The sequence below is a fragment of the Acrocarpospora catenulata genome (genome assembly GCF_018476525.1).
GTDB classification, from domain to species: Bacteria; Actinomycetota; Actinomycetes; order Streptosporangiales; family Streptosporangiaceae; genus Acrocarpospora; species Acrocarpospora catenulata.
Genome location: NZ_JAHCST010000017.1, coordinates 1 through 17,472 on the forward strand (window position 1 = coordinate 1; position 17,472 = coordinate 17,472).

16 protein-coding genes and 1 rRNA gene are annotated in these 17,472 nt (G+C 70.3%); 9 read left to right on the forward strand and 8 right to left on the reverse strand.

The features are described 5' to 3' along the window. Window positions 1–116 (forward strand): 5S ribosomal RNA (gene rrf, locus KIP79_RS19475). Between the two features lie 174 nt (window positions 117–290). Further along, entirely contained in the window at window positions 291–1,169 is an 879-nt protein-coding gene (locus tag KIP79_RS19480; protein ID WP_214106282.1) for a phenylalanine 4-monooxygenase, read from the forward strand. Here KIP79_RS19480 and KIP79_RS19485 read toward each other — a convergent pair. From KIP79_RS19485 to KIP79_RS19505, 5 genes are all read right to left on the reverse strand, one after another. After that, on the reverse strand, window positions 1,159–2,637 hold the full coding sequence (locus tag KIP79_RS19485; RefSeq protein WP_308169794.1) for a phosphodiester glycosidase family protein: 1,479 nt from the start codon (window positions 2,635–2,637) through the stop codon (window positions 1,159–1,161). The two genes, KIP79_RS19480 and KIP79_RS19485, sit on opposite strands and share 11 nt — an antisense overlap. A gap of 200 nt (window positions 2,638–2,837) precedes the next feature. Continuing rightward, entirely contained in the window at window positions 2,838–3,077 is a 240-nt protein-coding gene (locus KIP79_RS19490) for a hypothetical protein (RefSeq protein WP_214106284.1), read from the reverse strand. Between the two features lie 117 nt (window positions 3,078–3,194). Then, window positions 3,195–4,259 (reverse strand): DmpA family aminopeptidase, encoded by a 1,065-nt coding sequence (locus KIP79_RS19495; protein ID WP_214106285.1) that lies wholly within the window; start codon window positions 4,257–4,259, stop codon window positions 3,195–3,197. Then, on the reverse strand, window positions 4,256–5,866 hold the full coding sequence (locus KIP79_RS19500) for a PucR family transcriptional regulator (RefSeq protein ID WP_214106286.1): 1,611 nt from the start codon (window positions 5,864–5,866) through the stop codon (window positions 4,256–4,258). Before KIP79_RS19500 ends, KIP79_RS19495 begins: the two co-directional genes overlap by 4 nt. A gap of 38 nt (window positions 5,867–5,904) precedes the next feature. Next, window positions 5,905–6,687: a nucleoside hydrolase gene (locus tag KIP79_RS19505; RefSeq protein ID WP_214106287.1), complete on the reverse strand. Its 783-nt coding sequence runs from the start codon at window positions 6,685–6,687 to the stop codon at window positions 5,905–5,907. Window positions 6,688–6,746: 59 nt separating this feature from the next. Here KIP79_RS19505 and KIP79_RS19510 point away from each other — a divergent pair, with 59 nt between their 5' ends. From KIP79_RS19510 to KIP79_RS19525, 4 genes are read left to right on the forward strand one after another with little or no spacing between them, the layout of a single operon-like run. Next, window positions 6,747–7,274 (forward strand): RNA polymerase sigma factor, encoded by a 528-nt coding sequence (locus tag KIP79_RS19510; RefSeq protein ID WP_214106288.1) that lies wholly within the window; start codon window positions 6,747–6,749, stop codon window positions 7,272–7,274. Beyond that, window positions 7,271–8,083, forward strand: a complete 813-nt coding sequence (locus KIP79_RS19515) for a zf-HC2 domain-containing protein (RefSeq protein WP_214106289.1) — start codon at window positions 7,271–7,273, stop codon at window positions 8,081–8,083. Before KIP79_RS19510 ends, KIP79_RS19515 begins: the two co-directional genes overlap by 4 nt. Continuing rightward, window positions 8,080–8,928 (forward strand): ABC transporter ATP-binding protein, encoded by an 849-nt coding sequence (locus KIP79_RS19520; protein WP_214106290.1) that lies wholly within the window; start codon window positions 8,080–8,082, stop codon window positions 8,926–8,928. Before KIP79_RS19515 ends, KIP79_RS19520 begins: the two co-directional genes overlap by 4 nt. After that, window positions 8,925–9,752 (forward strand): hypothetical protein, encoded by an 828-nt coding sequence (locus KIP79_RS19525; protein WP_214106291.1) that lies wholly within the window; start codon window positions 8,925–8,927, stop codon window positions 9,750–9,752. The genes KIP79_RS19520 and KIP79_RS19525 overlap by 4 nt, the downstream gene beginning before the upstream one ends. Before the next feature lie 526 nt (window positions 9,753–10,278). Here the strand turns inward: KIP79_RS19525 and KIP79_RS19530 are convergent. Then, the gene (locus KIP79_RS19530; RefSeq protein ID WP_214106292.1) at window positions 10,279–11,067 is read right to left on the reverse strand and encodes a TetR/AcrR family transcriptional regulator; all 789 of its coding nucleotides are present in this window, start codon (window positions 11,065–11,067) and stop codon (window positions 10,279–10,281) included. Window positions 11,068–11,119: 52 nt separating this feature from the next. Here KIP79_RS19530 and KIP79_RS19535 point away from each other — a divergent pair, with 52 nt between their 5' ends. From KIP79_RS19535 to KIP79_RS19545, 3 genes are all read left to right on the forward strand, one after another. Next, a complete protein-coding gene (locus KIP79_RS19535) occupies window positions 11,120–12,580 on the forward strand; it encodes an MFS transporter (RefSeq protein ID WP_214106293.1) in 1,461 nt (486 codons plus the stop codon). A gap of 68 nt (window positions 12,581–12,648) precedes the next feature. Then, window positions 12,649–13,935: an aspartate aminotransferase family protein gene (locus KIP79_RS19540; protein WP_214106294.1), complete on the forward strand. Its 1,287-nt coding sequence runs from the start codon at window positions 12,649–12,651 to the stop codon at window positions 13,933–13,935. Continuing rightward, a complete protein-coding gene (locus tag KIP79_RS19545) occupies window positions 13,932–15,401 on the forward strand; it encodes a CoA-acylating methylmalonate-semialdehyde dehydrogenase (protein ID WP_214106295.1) in 1,470 nt (489 codons plus the stop codon). The genes KIP79_RS19540 and KIP79_RS19545 overlap by 4 nt, the downstream gene beginning before the upstream one ends. Here KIP79_RS19545 and KIP79_RS19550 read toward each other — a convergent pair. Beyond that, the gene (locus KIP79_RS19550) at window positions 15,398–15,634 is read right to left on the reverse strand and encodes a hypothetical protein (protein ID WP_214106296.1); all 237 of its coding nucleotides are present in this window, start codon (window positions 15,632–15,634) and stop codon (window positions 15,398–15,400) included. The genes KIP79_RS19545 and KIP79_RS19550 overlap by 4 nt on opposite strands. Window positions 15,635–15,765: 131 nt before the next feature. Then, window positions 15,766–17,187 (reverse strand): DHA2 family efflux MFS transporter permease subunit, encoded by a 1,422-nt coding sequence (locus KIP79_RS19555; protein ID WP_214106297.1) that lies wholly within the window; start codon window positions 17,185–17,187, stop codon window positions 15,766–15,768. Window positions 17,188–17,472: the final 285 nt, after the last annotated feature.

A 17,472-nucleotide genomic window follows, 5' to 3' on the forward strand; every position in this document is an offset into this window, starting at 1 on the left:
TCGGTGGTTATAGCGGTGGGGAAACACCCGGTCTCATTCCGAACCCGGAAGTTAAGCCCTCCAGCGCCGATGGTACTGCACCGGGGACGGTGTGGGAGAGTAGGACGCCGCCGGACAATCTTTCGAAGGGCCCCAGCCGTTTGGCTGGGGCTTTTCGCTTTTCCGGGCATCGTCAAGTCACTGAGCAAGTTGTCCAGCAACTCACTGCGTACACCCCGGAACCTGGACGGATTGCTCAGCCCTGGTTGTTACACTTGCGGCCCGCCCGTCCGAGTTGGTGTCATTTGTAGATGTTCGAGGAAGGTCAGTACTTCGCCCCAGTAGCGGCTAACGAGGATGGCACCGTCGAGGTCCAGCTCGCCGCGAGTCATCCCGGTTTCGCCGACCCGGTCTACCGTGCCAGACGCAACGCCATCGCCGCCCTGGCCGTCGGCTACCGCAAGGGCGACCCGGTTCCGCACGCCGAGTACACCGACGAGGAGCACGAGGTCTGGGCGCTGGTCACCCGGGAGCTGGCCGCCAAGCACCGGCGCTACGCGGTGGAGGAGTTCCTGAACGCCGCGGAACGACTGGGCCTGCCGGGCGACCACATCCCGCAGCTGGAGGAGGTCAGCGAACTCCTGGCCCCGCTCACGGGCTTCCGCTACCTCCCGGCCGCCGGCCTGGTCCCGCTCCGCGAGTTCTACGGCGTGCTGGCGGACGGCTTCTTCCACTCCACCCAGTACATCCGCCACCACTCGGTCCCGTTCTACACACCCGAGCCCGACGTCATCCACGAGGTGATCGGCCACGGCAACACCCTGGCCTCGGACCGGTTCGCCGAGCTGTACCGCCTGGCGGGCCGGGCGGCCCGGCGGGTGGAGTCGGACGAGGCCCTGGAGTTCGTCTCGAAGGTCTTCTGGTTCACCCTGGAGTTCGGCGTGATGACCGAGCACAAGGAGCTGAAGGCGTACGGTGCGGGGATCCTCAGCTCCTACGGCGAGATCGAGGAGTTCCGGGGTATGGACATCCGCCCGCTCGATCTCGCCGCCATGGGCACCTTGGAATACGACATCACGAAATATCAGGACGTGCTGTTCGCGGCGGAGTCGTTCAACCACCTGGAAGACCTGGTCGGCACGTTCTGGGCGGAGTGCGACGACGACACGATCGCCAAGATCACGGCCTGACCAGCAGGGCGTCCCCGACCGCGCGCTCGGACCCGTCGGACGGCTTGTTGACCACCTTCTTGCCGATCACCATGGCGCTGGACCCGCCGCCGTCCAGGTTGATCGCGTCCCGCGCGCCCAGCCAGCGCATTAAGCGGGCCGCCTCGTGGAAGGACGCCCCGACGGTGGTCCCCGGTGCGCGGCCATCCAGCACGGCCAGGATGACCTTGCCGTTCTTGGCCACGCCCACCAGGGTGCGCGGGTGCCGCCGGACGATCATGTTGATGTTGGCCATGCCGTCCGTGGACGCGGTGATCCAGGTCTTGCCGTTCTTCAGCAGGCCGACGCCGCCGCCCACGATGTAGGTGTCGGGGGTGAGCGGCACGGACTTGCCCCGGCGCAGGTCCTTCACCGAGGTCTTGATGCCGATCTGCTTGCCCTCCCAGGCGTGCGCCCAGAGCCAGTCGGCCCCGGCGCCGACCCCGTGCAGCACCCGCTTGCCCTTGGTGACCTTGCCCCCGGCATTGCGGATGCCGACCACCTTCCCGGTCTCGTCCAGCACCGCCTCGGCGCCGCCGGTGGCGGGGGTCTTGGCGCCGAACTCCTCGGTGTAGAGGACCAGTTCGTTGGCCTTCGGCACCCGGTTGACGCCGCCGACGGGCGCGGTGGAGCCGTCGCCGGAGGTGGCCAGCATGGTGGAGGTGAGCTCGGTGATGCGCACGCTCCTGCCCTTCATCACCACGGCGGTCCGCCCGTCCACGGCTTCGCTGAGCAGTTTGCCGTCGACCACGGAGATGCCGGTGGGGTCGCCCCGGTAGGCGGCGGCGGTGTGGATGTCGAAGAAGCCGCCGTTGATGGCAGCCATGGCCCCGTCGGCCTTGGCCATCGCGGACACCTTCTCGCGCGTGGCGGTGCTGGTGCCGAGCGAGGAGGCGAAGCTGCCGCGGAAGGTCTTCGGGTCGATGATGAGGAGCCGCATCGACCAGGGGCCGGAGGTGAGGAAGCCGTCGTCGCCGAGGAAGTCCACCTTGGCGCTGAGGCCCGCCTGCTTGAGCTGGGCGACCACCTTGGCGGCTTGGTCCTTCTGCTTGAGGGTCCAGTTGCCGATCCGGACCATCCAGAAGTCCTGGGCGGGGAAGTCGGCCACGGCGGGGCGGGTGAACTGCACCACGGTGGGCTCGAAGCCGGCCGACTGGGCGGCCAGCGCCAGGTTCTGGGCCGTGGTGGCGGACATGGCGTCGTTGCTGTTCTGCAGGAGGCTGACGGTGTAGCCGTCCTCGCTGGTGCCGTGTTTAACGCTGATGTACTCCACGCCGGCCGCGAGGCTCTTGGCAGCCGATTTGGGGATGCCGGGGATGCCCAGCGGGAAGTTGGAGGTGGGCAGCCCGCTGGGCTTCAGCCGGACCGCGGCGAGAACGGAGTTTCCCGCGGACTCGGCGGGGGTGGATTCGGCGGTGGCGGGCACCGCGGAGAGGGCTGGGGCTGACACGGCGCCTACGGTGACGGCGATCGCTGCGGTTCCGACGGTCAGGCGGCGTCTCATGCGGGTCCTCTCCCGATTCGGGGCCTTAAGCCCGGATCATGGTCTTGAGTGACCATCGTGGCGAGATCAAGGCTTTCGTGGGAGCGAAACACGCCAAAGAGCATGAGAATTCGCGATTATGTCCGCTTTAAGGGGCCTGAACGCCTTTACGAGGCCCGGGAATCGATGTCCCGGGCCCAGTGGACGAACTCCTGGGCGGACGCCGCCTCGACGTACACGAAGCCGCCATCGGGGCGGCGGGACATGCCCCAGTAGCGGGCGGTGGACTCGCCCCACCAGATGGTCCAGCGGGGAAAGCGGCAGGAGAGGGCGCGGACCACGGTGGCCGGGTCCGGCGCCGGGACGGGAGTCTCAGCGGCGGCGGTCTCGTGCTCGGTTACGGTCACCGGAGAAGCCAAGCACGCCCGCTCGGTAATGGCGAGCACACGGAGAGTCGCCGAGTGGGTAATGTTTATACGTTGGGAGGGGGATTTTCCCCCTGACTGCGGTGACCTGGGGAGTTGTCAGCCCAGCAGTTGGGACAATTCCTTCCCGTCGAGCCCGTAGATGGTGAGACCGTCGGCCCCGGTCATCGTCTCCGCGACGGTCAGCACGTTGACGATGGCCTCCTCGGTGGCCTCGATCACCGCGTGGAAGAGCGGGTCCAGGTAGGTGTCGGCCAGCGCGGTCACCTGGTAGGTCTTCGGCGGCACGATGTCCAGCGCCTCGGGGGGCAGGTTCCGGTTGGCGGTGGAGAAGCAGATGAAGCCGTCGCCGCTGGAGTTCTCCCCGGCGCCGCCGGTGCGGGCCACGCCGAGCCCGGCCCGCTGGGCCAGCCGCCGGCACTGGTGGGGCAGCAGCGGCGCATCGGTGGCCACGACGCCGATGATCGACCCGGCGCCCTCGTGCGGGGCCGCCGACTCCGGCAGGTGGCGGCCGACGTTGACGCCGTTGACGGTGAGCCGCTCCCGTACGCCGTGGTTGGCCTGGACCAGCACGCCCACGGTGTAGCCGTCCACGACCCGGGAGGCGGTGCCGATGCCGCCCTTGAAGCCGTGGCAGATCATGCCGGTGCCGCCGCCGACCCCGCCCTCCTGGACCGGGCCGGAGGCCGCCCTGGCGTACGCCGCCAGCACGTGGTCGGCGGTGACGTGCTGGCCGTCGATGTCGCTGAGCGAGCCGTCCCAGCACTCCGCGACCACCGGCAGCGACCAGGCCTGGGTGCCCGGGCGCAGGCCGCTGATCTCGATCTTCGTCAGCGCGTCCCTGACCACGCCGACCGAGGCGGTGTTGGTCAGCGCGATGGGGGAGCCGAGCATGCCGAGCTCGTGGATGTACGCCTGGCCGGTGATCTCGCCGTTGCCGTTGAGCCAGTGCAGCCCCGCGTACACGGGATGGTCGTAGGCCGAGTCCCCGTGCGGCAGGATCACGGTCACGCCGGAGCGGATCGGGCCGGTGCCGATCACCCGGGGGCCGTCGCCGCTGATCAGCGTGGTGTGGCCGACCCGCACGCCGGGCACGTCGGTGATCGCGTTGTACGGCCCCGGCGTGCCGGTTCCGATGACGATGCCGTGGTCACGGGCCCTCACCGGGTCTCCCTTCGGAACGACTCCAGCGCGAGCAGCGCGACGTGGAGTGACAAGCAGGATTCGACGTCGTCGAGGTCGGTGTCCAGGATGCGCTCCAGGCGGCGCAGCCGGTCGTAGAAGGCGGGCCGGGACAGGTGGGCGCGCTGCGCGGCGACCGCCTTGTTCCGGCCGGAGTCCAGGTAGACGCTGAGGATGCGGGTCAGGTCGCCGTTGCGCTGGGCGTCGTGGGCGAGCAGCGGGCTCAGCTCCCGCTCGGCGAAGGTCTGCAGCCGGGCGTCGTCCCTGAGCAGGTGGAGCAGGCCGCGCAGGCGCAGGTCGGGCAGCCGGTAGTAGGGGCGCCCGTCAGGTTGGCGCACCGCCACGTCGGCGACCTGCTCGGCCTCCAGGAAGCTGCGCCGCACGTCCCTGATGGAGTCCACCAGCGAGCCGGCGGCCAGCACGAAGGGGGCGGCGAAGCCCGCCCGCAGCCGGTCGGCGAGGGCGGAGAGCGCGGCTTCCACGGGGGTGCGCGGCGGCAGCGGCAGCAGCACCCCGACCCGGGACTGGTCGAGCGCGCCGACCAGGGCGGGCAGCCGGGCGTCCCGGCAGGCCGCGGCGGTGGCGTCGGCCAGGTCGCCGAGGCGGACCTGCTCGTCCAGGGCGGTGTCGCCCTCGGCGATCGGGCGGAGCACCACGCTGATCAGCTTCCGCCCGGTGAGCGGCACGCCGACCGCGCGGGCCCGGGCGGCGGCCTCGTCGGGGTCGGCGTAGGCGTGGCTGAGGATGCCGGTGATGATCGTGCCGTGCGCCTGGCGTTCCAGCGACTCCTGGTGGCGTTCCAGCAGCCGGCCCAGAGCCAGCGTGGTGGCGGCTCGTTCGGCCAGCACGATGTCGCGCGGGCTGGGCGGGCCGTCGCAGAACAGGATCAGCCGCCCCCAGTCCTGGCCGCGCGCGCCGACCGTGGCGACCAGCCAGCCGGAGGCGTTGTCGTAGGAGGTCCGGGTCTGTGTGTTGACGGCGCGGGAGCGGGTCTCCCAGCCGGCCAGCAGGGCGCCGGTGTCCTGTCCCGCGGCGTCGCAGGCCAGCACCTGGTGGGCCAGGTTCTCCAGCAGCACCGGCCGCCCGGCGAAGCGGGCCACCTGGCCGAGCACGGCGGCGGGGCTGGCGCCCTCCACTGAGAGCTCGGTGAACACCTCGTGCAGCTGTTCGGAGGCGCGCAACTCCTGGAGCTGGATGTCGATGATGCGGGCGTGCACGGACTCGGTGATCTGGACGAAGGGGGTCTCCCGTGCCAGGGTCACCAGGGGCAGGCCGTGGTCTTCGGCGGCGCGCACCACGGCGCCCGGGAGTTCCCGGACGAAGCGGCGGCCGAGTTCGACCACGAGCCCGGAGGCGCCGACCGAGGCGAGGTCGGCTACGTAATCGGCGAGCCGGTCAGGCTCGGCAGGGAGGGCCACCCCGGTGGTGAGCACGAGTTCGCCGCCGCGCAGCAGGTGGGCGAGGTCGCTGATCTCCCCCACGTGCACCCAGCGGACCCGCGTGTCGAGCCGGTCGGCCCCCGCGACGACTCGCGGATTGCCACGCCTGACAGCGTCAAGCGAGAGCACGTCCGCGACAGTGGGGAGCATGCAGCGAGGCTATCGGATCAGAATGTAAAGAGGCTTTATCAATAGCTGACAGCCTGAACCGTTTTACTGAGGAGATCCAGGTCAAGGTCGAGCACCAGGGTGGCCGGGCCGGGGTGGAGATCCAGTTCGCCGAAGGGTCCGACGCTGAGGCCGGTGGCCGTGCTGCCCTTGATGATCTCCGGTCGGAGCAGGGTCGCGGCCGCCGCCAGGTCCCAGTTCTCCTGGACGACGTCGGCCGGGATGACGGTCAGGCGGGAGAATCCGGCGTTGAGCGCGAGCTGGGCGGCGGGTGGGTCGAACCACCAGTTGAACTCGGCGTCGTCGCCGGTGCTGCCGCCCAGGTGGACGACCTGCGCGACCAGCGGCACGATTTCCGGGTGGATTTGTACTGCTTTGGCAATGTTCGTCATGGGGCCGATGGCGAGAATCGTGACCTGACCGGGATGTGCGGTGACCTGCTGGGCGATGAACTCGGCGGCCTTGGGGGCCGAGTACGGCTCCGGGCGGGGATGGTCGAGGGCGCCGGAGTAGCCCTGGCGCCGGTCGGGGGTGGCCGTGTCGCCCGGGATGACGGGAATGTCGGCGCGGCCGATGCCGTCCAGCAGGGCGCGGGCGTGCCGGACGCCTTCCTCCGGCCAGGTGTTGCCGCCGACGACGGTCAGGCCGAGGATCTCCACGCCGGACCTGGCCAGCAGCAGGGTGGCCAGGGCGTCGTCGTTCATCTTCCCCATGTCGGTGTCGATGATGACCTTCTGGGCGGGGGCTGGGGGCGGGGCCGTACAGGCGGTGAGGGCGAGCAGCAGGGCGAGGATTCTCTTCACGTACTGCCTGTCGGGGTGAGCGGGTGAACCGGTTTCGCGAGGAGACCCGACAGGGAGGTATGAACGAGCACGAGGCGTGGCCGGATGCCCGCCTGCTGGGCGCGGTCGCCGAAGGTGACCGGCGCGCCCTGGAAATCCTGTACGGCAGGCACGCGCCCTGGTTGATCCTCCGCCTGACCAGGCGGTGCGCGGATCAGATGATCGTGGACGAGGCCGTGCAGGACACCTTTCTGGCGGTCTGGCGCACCGCGGGCAAGTGGAACGGCAAGGGTGAGGTGGCCGCGTGGATCTGGGGCATCGGCATCCGCCGGCTCCTTGACCAGGTGCGCAGACGCCCGGCGGTGCCGTTGCCGTCGTACGAGCAGCGGATGATCTCGGCCGAGGAGCAGGTGCTGCTCGGGGTCGAGTACGGGGAACTCGGGCACGCGCTCGGGCGGCTCTCGCCGGAGTTGCGAGCCGTGGTGCAGGCGACCGTGCTGGACGGTCTGACCACGCGGGAGGCCGGGAAGCTGCTCGGCATCCCCGCCGGAACCGTGAAGACCAGGATGATGCGGGCCAAGGCCGCGTTGCGAGAGGGACTTGCATGAGCGACTGGCATGTGGATGATGACCTGGCCGCCCGGTACGCCGGCGGCGACCTGGGCGGGACCACCGCGGCCTCGGTGGAGGCGCATCTGCTCGCCTGCGAGCGCTGCCGGGGCTCGGTGGCGGCAGCCGTGCCGGCGGAGCGGCTGGAGCGGCTGTGGCAGGGGATCGCGGAGGTGGTGGACGCGCCGGTGCCCGGGCCCTTCGAGCGGCTGCTGCGGCTGCTGCGGATCGAGGAGCCGACCGCGCGGCTGCTCGGGGTGACGTACTCGCTGCGGTGGCCGTGGCTGGCCGCCAACGCCGTCTCGCTGCTGTTCGCGGTGTACGCGGCCGGGGTGAACGACCGGTGGGGGCTGCTCTCCTTTCTCGCGCTGGCGCCGGTCCTGCCGGTGGCCGGGGTGGCGCTGGCGTTCGGGCGGGGGGCGGATCCGGCGTACGAGATCGGGCTGGCCGCGCCGTATTCAGTCTTCCGGCTGATGCTGATGCGGGCGGCGGCGGTGCTGGTCACCTCGGCGGTGCTGGCGTTCGCGGCCGGGTTCGCGTTCCTCGGCAACTGGGTGGCGGTCGCGTGGCTGCTGCCCGCGCTCGCTCTCACCACGCTCACGCTGGTGCTGTCCAGCCGGTTCGACCCCGTGTACGCGGGGTCGGCGCTGGCCCTGCTCTGGCTGGCCGGAATCTCCGTGTTCGCGGTCAGGGACCAGCCGCTGGCCATGTTCGGCGCGGCCGGCCAGGTGACGGCTCTGGCCGTGGCGCTGGTCGCGGCGGCCCTGCTGTTCCTGCGCCGCGACCGCTACCAGTCCGAGGAATCATGATGAACACCGTTGTCGTCACCAATGTCGTCAAATCGTATGGCCGGTATCGGGCCCTGGACGGTCTGTCCTTCACGACGGGGCCGGGGGTGACGGGGCTGCTCGGACCCAACGGAGCGGGCAAGACCACGTTGATCCGGATGCTGGCCACCGTGCTTACCGTGGACTCGGGCACGCTGCGGCTGCTCGGCCGCGACCCGTCCGCCGAGCGGCTGCCGATCCGGCGGCGGCTCGGATATCTGCCCCAGGAGCCCGGCTTTCACCGCTCGTTCACCGTCTTCGAGTTCGTGGACTATGTGGCGATCCTGAAGGAGTTGACGGATCGCCGGGAACGGCATGACGAGGTGCGCCGGGTGATCGCCGAGGTCGGGCTCGCGGCGGTGAGCGGCAAGCGGATCAGGGCGCTTTCCGGGGGAATGCGGCGGCGGGTGGGCATCGCCCAGGCGCTCCTGGGGGAGCCGGAGTTGGTCCTGCTGGACGAGCCGACCGCCGGGCTCGATCCGGAGCAGCGGTTGCGGTTCCGCGACCTGATCTCCCGGATCGGGGAGAACAGGACGGTGCTGCTGGCCACGCACCAGACCGAGGACGTGGCCGCGCTGTGCGGCCGGGTCGTGGTGCTCGACCAGGGCCGGTGCGCGTTCGAGGGCACGCCCGAGGAGTTGCGGAGGGTCGCCGAGGGGCAGGTCTGGTTGTCGCCGGAACGTTCCGGGATGCTGTCATGGCGTACGGGAGAGGGGCTGTTCCGCAACATCGGCGGGGCGCCGGCCGCCGCGCGGTTGGTCGAGCCGACCATCGAGGACGGGTATCTGCTGCTCCTCGGGGACGCCGCCGTGGGGGTGGGGTCATGATCGTCGAGCTTCTTGAGAGCCATGAGGACCATGAGGACCTTGAGGACAAGGTGTCCGCCCTGCCGGTCCTGGCGCTGACCGAAGCGCGCCGGCTGCTGCGGCATCCGCTGACGCTGCTGGGATTCGCGCTGTTCGCCCTCTCGGTGGTGACGGAGGTAGGTGACTACTGGGGGCCGCGGCCCGCGTTCAGCCTGATCACCAACGGGATGGTCCTGTGGCTGGGAGTGCTGGTGTTCTTCGCCGCCGAACTGGTCGCGAGCGCGTCCCGGCGGGCCGGCGGCGACGAGTTGCTCGGCGTGCTCCCGACCTCCCGGACGAGGCGGACGGCGGCCTCCTGTCTGGCCGCTCTCGGCCCCTTCCTGGTGGCCTGTCTGGTGCAGGCGATGCTGTGCGCCGGATACGCGGTGTGGGAGGTCCCGCTTGAGCGTCCCCCCACCATCTTCGAGCTGGCGTCGGGGCCGCTGTGCGTGCTCGGCGCGGGGGTGCTCGGGGTCGCCTCGGCGCGTTGGCTGCCATGGCGGGGGTCGTCCATGCTGGTGATGGTGGCGTTGATCCTCTACAACAACATCGGGGACGAGGCGACCGGGCGGCATCTGCTCGGCTTCTACGCGGAGCTGCCGATCTGGGGGCAGTGGCCGTACCGGGCGGCGAAGGGGTTCCATCCCGGGAACACCGACTGGCACGCGGTCTATCTGCTGGCGCTGTGCCTGGGGGCGGGCGCGCTCGCGATGCTGCGCGACTCGCCGCGCCGATGGTTCTGGCTGGGCGCGGGGGCGCTGACGCTGGTCCTGGCCGTGGTCGCGGGATGGGCGCAACTCCCGTGAGGCGGCGTGGGCTGAGGTCGCTGGCGGGGCTGGCGCCGCGACTGCTTCGGTGGCAGCCGCTGGCCGGGGCGGTCGTGATCGTGGTGGTGGTGCTGATCTGGCCGACCGAGGGCTGGAAGGGGGGTGTCTGGTCGCTACGCGCGATCGCGCTGGCGCTGGCGATGGGGGCGCTGTTCTTCCTGGACGACGCCGCGGCCGAGCTGATCGCGCCGGTTCCGACTCCGCTGTGGGTCCGGACCTGGACCCGGGCGGGAGCGGCGCTGCTGGCCACCCTGCCGGTGTGGATTGTCGCACTGCTGGTGGAAGGGGGGCGGCTGCCCGGTGTGTGGGTGTTGTGGCTCAGCATGGAGTTCGCCGCGCTGCTGGCCGCGGGACTCGCGCTCACGGCGCTGCTCGGCCGGGGGCGGGGCGGACCCGAGCCGGGCGTGCTCGCGATGCCGGGCATGGTGCTGATCGCGCTGGCCATGCTGGCGGTGCCCGAGGACTGGAACCTGCTCAGCCTCAAGACCACCGATTGGGCGAGCGCTCACGTGGGCTGGGCGGCGGTGCTCTCGGCAGGGGTGACCGCGCTGCTCTGGGCCGTACGCGATCCGGGACGGTCGGGCTGGAGGAGCCGGGCCGCCAGGCCGTCGAGCAGCGCCACCAGGCCGTAGTCGAAGGCGAGGTTCCGGGCGACCGCCGGATCGTAGGAGCCGGACATGTACTCCCGGTGCCGCTCCCGCAGCTCCGGCGTGTGCGCGGTGGCCGCCTCGATGATCGGAGTCATCGCCTCCACCTGCTCCTCTTCGGTGCTTCCTGACCGGAACACCATGGTCCGCCAGGCGATCTCCGGCAGCGTCGCGCCCAGCGTGTACGAGATCACGGAGTTCACCGCGAAATCGATCTCCATGCCCTCGAAGCCGCCGCGCTGGAAGGCGTTGAGCAGCGTGGCCGACGCGCGCAGGGCCTGCGGGCCGATGCTGGGCATCCCGCCCAGCAACGAGCCCAGCCAGAGATGGTGGAGCATCGTGCCCCGCAGGCCGTAGGAGTAGTCGCTCGCGGTCTCCCGCCACGACTTCTCCGGATCCAGCTGGATCTCGCCCCACGCCTGGTCCATGGCCAGTTCGAGCAGTTCGTCCTTGGTGGCCACATGCCAGTACAAGCTGGTGGCCCCCGCTCCCAGCCGGGCGCCCAGCTTGCGCATGCTCAGCGCCTCCAGCCCCTCGGCGTCGAGGATCTCCATGGCGGCGCGGACGATCTGGTCCCGGCTCAGCCCCTGCTCCCGCTGACCACGGGGTTCGCGGGCCCAGACCGAGGTGAACTCCTTGGGTGGCACCCCTTCACGATATTCGCTCGCACACTGTACGAGGCAGTCGTACAGTGTGCGAGTGACCTCGAACACTGTACGAGACCCCCGTCGCTGGTGGATTCTCGTTGTCCTGTGCCTGAGCCTGCTGGTGCTTGTCGTGGACAACACCGTGCTGAACCTGGCGATCCCCGCGCTCATGCGCGACCTGGGCGCCACCCCCGCCGACATCCAGTGGATCATCGACTCCTACATCCTGGTCTTCGCCGGCCTCCTGCTCACCGCGGGCTCCCTCTCCGACCGGTACGGCAGGCGCCGCGCCCTGGTCGTCGGGCTCGCCCTCTTCGGCGGCGCCTCCGCGCTGGCCATGCTCGCCACCGAACCCTGGCAGCTGATCGGCGCCCGCGCGCTGATGGGCGTCGGCGGCTCGGTGGTGATGCCCTCCACGCTCTCCATCCTGATCACCGTCTTCGACGAGGAGGAACGCCGGAAGGCGTTCGCCGCCTGGGGTTCGGTGGCCATGGTCGGCGTCATCGCCGGGCCGACCATCGGCGGCTTCCTGCTCCGGAACTTCTACTGGGGCTCGGTCTTCCTGCTCAACATCCCGGTTGCCGCGCTGGCCATCGTCGCCGCGCTGGTCCTGATGCCGGAATCCTTCGGCGCCGCCCGGAAGTTCGACCCCCTCGGGGTGGTGTTGTCGGTCATCGGGATGAGCGCCCTGGTCTGGGCAGTCATCACCTACCCCGTCCACGGCTGGAACCTCTGGATGGTCGCTGCGGCGATCTTCGGCCTCGGCGGGTTCGTGTTCTGGGAGCGGCGCGCCCCGCACCCGATGCTGCCGCTCGGCATGTTCCGGGACCGTTCGTTCAGCGGCGCCTGCTTCTCGATCGTGCTGCTGTCCTTCGGCACGGGGGCGCTGATGCTGGCGCTCACCCAGTACCTGCAGTTCGTGCTCGGGTACGACGCGCTGCAGGCCGGTGTGGCGCTGTTGCCCTATGTGTTCGCCGCCATGGTGTTCAACGGGGTCGGGGCCGGGCTGGGCAAGCGGGTGAGCAACCGCGTGCTGATCTCGCTCGGGCTGGCCGTACTGGCCGGAGGGTTCGCGGTGCTGGCCACGCTGGACAGTTCGGATGGGTACGGGGTGCTGGTGGCCAGCCTGGTGGTGATGGGCATCGGTGGCGGTCTGGCCGGGCCTGCGGCGTACGCGACCCTGATGGGAGCGGTGCCGCCCGAGCACGCCGGGGTCGGGTCGGCGCTGAACGACACCGTGCAGCAGGTTGGTATGGCGCTGTCGATCGCGGTGCTGGGCAGCGTGCTGGCCGCCGCCTACACCACGGCGATGCCCGAGTGGGCCCCCGAGGCGGCCAGGAAGTCGGTCAATGTGGCCCTGGACAGCGGCGATCCGGCGCTGGCTCTGGCGGGCAAGGAGGCGTTCCTGTCGGCCATGTCCATGGGTTCCGCGGTCGGCGCCGGGTTCGCGCTGGCCGCCGCCGCGGTGGCGCTGGCCGTACTGCCCCGCAAACGACAGCTAGTCACTGTGTAATTGATTTTTCGCCTATCCCGACATATTGAATGGTAGGAGTGGTCTGCCTCAGCCGGGATACTCAAGGCATGTCGGACCTTCTTGCCCGCCATCGTGCGGTGATGCCCAACTGGCTGGCCCTGTACTACCAAGAGCCCATCGAGATCGTCAGCGGCAAGGGCAACCGCGTCGTCGACGCCGCGGGGAAGAGCTACCTCGACTTCTTCGCCGGCATCCTGACCAACATGATCGGGTACGACGTGGCCGAGGTGCGGGAGGCCGTGGAACGGCAGCTCGCCACCGGCGTCGTGCACACCTCGACGGTGTACCTTCTCCGCGGGCAGGTGGAGCTCGCGGAGAAGATCGCCCGGCTCTCCGGCATCCCCGACGCCAAGGTCTTCTTCACCAACTCCGGCACCGAGGCCAACGAGACCGCGCTGCTGCTGGCCACCTACGCGCGCAAGACCGACCAGGTGCTGGCCATGCGGCAGAGCTACCACGGCCGCTCCTTCGGCGCCCTCGCCGTCACCAGCAACCGCAGCTGGAAGAACAACTCGCTCTCCCCGCTCAACGTGCACTTCCTGCACGGCGCCGACCGGCAGCTGCGGCAGTTCCGCAACCTGTCCGACGCCGACTACATCGCCGCCTGCGTGGAGGACCTGCGGCACGTGCTGGCCACCGGGGTGGGCGGGGACGTCGCGGCGCTGATCGCCGAGCCGATCCAGGGCGTCGGCGGGTTCACCATGGCGCCCGACGGGCTGTTCGCCGCCTACCAGGAGGTGCTGGCCGAGCAAGGGATCCTGTTCATCTCCGATGAGGTGCAGACCGGCTGGGGCCGTACCGGCTCGGCCTTCTGGGGCATCCAGAACCATGGGGTGACGCCCGACATGATGACCTTCGCCAAGGGCCTCGGGAACGGGTTCGCGGTCGGCGGCGTGGTCGCCAGGGGTGACCTGATGGACGGCCTGCACGCGGTCGGCCTGGCCACCTTCGGCGGCAACCCCATCTCCATGGCCGCCGCCAACGCCACCCTGGACTACGTGCTTGACCACGACCTGCAGGCCAACGCGGCCCGCGTCGGCGCCATCCTGCTGGACGGCCTGCGCGAGGCCGCCCCCCGGCTGCCCATCGTCGGCGACGTACGCGGCAAGGGCCTGATGTTCGCGCTCGAACTCGTCGACCCCGCCACCGGCGCGCCGTCCCCCGAACTGGCCACCCGGTTCATGGAGGAGACCAAGAAGCTCGGCCTGCTGGCCGGCAAGGGCGGCCTGTACGGCAACACCCTGCGCATGGCGCCCCCGCTCACCCTCACCGAGGACGAGGCCAGGGAAGGCCTCGGCATCCTGCTCACCGCCCTGGAGACGGTGAACGCATGATCGGGCACTGGATCGACGGCGCCAGGGTCGAGGACGGGGAGCGCACCGCCCCCGTCTACAACCCCGCCACCGGTCAGGAGAGCAACCGCGTCCTGCTGGCCGACGTCGCCCAGGTGGACAGGGCGGTGGCCGCCGCCCGCGCCGCCTTCCCCGCCTGGCGGGACGCCTCGCTGGTCAAACGCGCCCAGGTGCTCTTCCGCTTCCGCGAGCTGGCCGCCGCGCACAAGGACGAGCTGGCCAGGCTGATCAGCGCCGAGCACGGCAAGGTGCACGCCGACGCGCTCGGCGAGGTGGCCCGCGGCCTGGAGGTCGTGGAGTTCGCCTGCGGCATCCCGCATCTGCTCAAGGGCGGCTTCTCGGAGAACGTCTCCACCAACGTGGACTCCTACGCGCTGCGCCAGCCGCTCGGCGTGGTTGCCGGGATCACCCCGTTCAACTTCCCGGCCATGGTGCCGATGTGGATGTTCCCCATCGCCATCGCCTGCGGCAACACCTTCGTCCTCAAACCGTCGGAGAAGGACCCGTCGGCCTCCCTGCTCATCGCCGACCTCTGGCGGCGGGCGGGCCTGCCGGACGGGGTGTTCAACGTGGTCCAGGGCGACAAGGTGGCCGTGGACCGCCTGCTCGCCCACCCGGACGTGAAGGCGGTCAGCTTCGTCGGCTCCACCCCCATCGCCCGGTACGTCTACGAGACCGGCACCGCGGGCGGCAAGCGGGTGCAGGCCCTGGGCGGAGCCAAGAACCACATGCTGGTGCTGCCCGACGCCGACCTGGACCTGGTCGCCGACTCCGCCGTCTCGGCCGGGTTCGGCTCGGCCGGGGAGCGCTGCATGGCCATCTCGGTGGTGCTCGCCGTGGACCCGATCGGCGACCAGCTGGTCGAGAAGATCGCCGAACGGACCCGGGCCATCAAGGTCGGGCCCGGCGACGACCCGGCCTCCGAGATGGGCGCCCTGGTCACCCGGGAACACCGGAACAAGGTCGCCTCCTACCTGGAGCTGGGCGAAGGCAAGATCGTCGTGGACGGCCGGGACAACCTGCCGGCGGGCGACGGCTTCTGGCTCGGGCCCACCGTGCTCGACCACGTCCCCGCCGGGTCCCGTACCCACCGGGAGGAGATCTTCGGGCCGGTGCTCGCCATCGTCAGGGTCGGCTCGTACGAGGAGGGGCTCGACCTCATCAACGGCGGCGAGTACGGCAACGGCACCGCCATCTTCACCAACGACGGCGGGGCCGCGCGGCGGTTCCAGAACGAGGTGGAGGTCGGCATGGTCGGCATCAACGTGCCGATCCCGGTGCCGATGGCCTTCTACAGCTTCGGCGGGTGGAAGGCGTCCCTCTTCGGTGACACCCACGTGCACGGCACCGAGGGCGTGCACTTCTACACCCGGGGCAAGGTCGTCACCAGCCGCTGGCTGGACCCCTCCCACGGCGGCGTGAACCTGGGGTTCCCCACCAACCGTTAGTCCCTGAGGTCGGCCAGGAGCTCCGCGCTCCTGGCCGACCAGTACTCCAGCCCCAGTTTCCGGTGCAGGGCGTGCGCCCGCTCGGCGTGGTCGAGCGCGCGGGCCCGATCGCCCATCGACTCGGCCGGCACCTGGTGGGTGATGCCCGTGCCCATCACCACCCGCCTTTCGGCGTACGGGGCGATCCGCTCGTACGCCTCGGCCCGGTCGGGGACGCCCAGCCGGGCGGCCACCCAGACCACCGCGATGAACTCGCCCTGATCATCTCGGGTACCGCGTATCCCCAGATGGTGGTGGTGCTCGCGGTTGTTCTTGTTGTTGTCTCGGTTGTGGGGGGCGTTCTGGGCCGGTTTCGGGATGGCGGTTACGCGGCCTGTTGGGCGATATCGGGTTCTGTTTTGGGGCGGGGGAGGACGATGGCCACTACGGCGATGGTGACCACCATCAGGCCCGCGCCGATCAGGAAGGCGACGCTGTAGCCCTGTGTGGGGGTGGGGCGGCTGATCGCTACCGTGGCCAGCACGGCCAGGCCGAGTGAGCCGCCCACCTGACGGGAGGCGGTGAGCAGGCCGGAGACCAGGCCGGAGTCCGAGCGATCGATCCCGGCGGTGCCGATGAGCGCGATCGGGGTGAAGGAGATGCCGACGCCCAGGCACATGAACAGGCCGGGAAGGAGGATGCCGAGCACGTAGCCGGAGGCCATCTGGGCCTGCCAGATCAGGCCGGCCATGCCGATCAGCGCGCCGGTCACGATCAGGGTGCGGTTGCCCATGCGGCGCAGCAGCGCGGGGGCGATCCGCGACGACACGATCAGAGTGAGCGCGTGGGGCAGGAAGCCCATCCCGGCCTGGAGCGGGGTGTAGTTCAGGTCGCCCTGCATGTGCAGGGAGAGGAAGTACCACATCGCGAAGAAGATGCTGCCCATCAGGAACATCACCAGGCTGCTCCCCGCCACCGAGCGTTCGCGGAGCAGGGCCAGCGGCACCAGCGGGCGCCGGGTGCGCGCCTCCACCAGCAGGAACACGGCCAGCAGGACGGTGTCCACGGCCAGCGGGATCAGGGTCTGGGGGGCGAGCCAGCCGTGCTCGTGCGTCTGCACGGTCCCGTAGGCGACGGCGGTGATACCGGCCGTGACCAGGATCGCGCCCAGCACGTCCAGCCGGTGCGCGCGCTCGGGATGGTCGGGGCCGACCACCAGGATCGCGGTGATCACGATGGCCACGCCGATCGGGACATTGATCAGCAGGATCCAGCGCCAGGACAGGTACTCGGTGAGCAGGCCCCCGAGAATGCCTCCGGCCGCACCACCGGCGGCGCCGACTGCCGTCCAGCTGGCGATCGCCTTGGTCCGGGCCGGGCCTTCGGTGAACGTGGTGGTCAGAATGGTCAGCGTGGTCGGAGCCAGCACGGCCGCGCCCAGGCCCTGCACCGCCCGCGCCGCGATCAGTAGGGCCGGGTTGGTGGCCACGCCCCCCAGCAGGCTGGCCAGCGAGAACAGGGCGACCCCTGCGACGAACACCCGCTTCTGCCCATAGATGTCGGCCGCGCGGCCGCCGAGCAACAGCAGTCCCGCGAAGGCCAGCGCATACCCGTTGACCACCCACTGCAGGCCCGTCTCCGTGAAACCGAGCTCCTCGCGCATCGCCGGCAGGGCGACGTTGACGATCGACACGTCGAGCACGACCATGAACTGCCCGACACAGGCGAGCACCAGAATCGCGACCGACCTGCGGTCGAGCCCGGACGGCGGAGCAACGGACGGGGACGGGGACAACTGCGCGGTCATGCCGACGACTGTACGGACCCCCACCGACAATCCGCCTCCGAGTTTCGACCGATCCCCACTCAGCCCAAAGACCTAGCCCTCACAGCCCCTGCGACCCCTTGGCGGGGGATGGGTGAGGAGTCGACTAGCCCTACCGGCCCTGGGATAGGTGAGGAGGCTGACTCACGCCCCTTGCCGGACCTTCAGTCGGACCCGGCTGCCGCCGCGAGGGTCGGCTGCCGCCCTGCATATTAGGGATTGATTGCCGTGGTACTCCCGCCCACCCACCCATTTGACCCTCCGGGT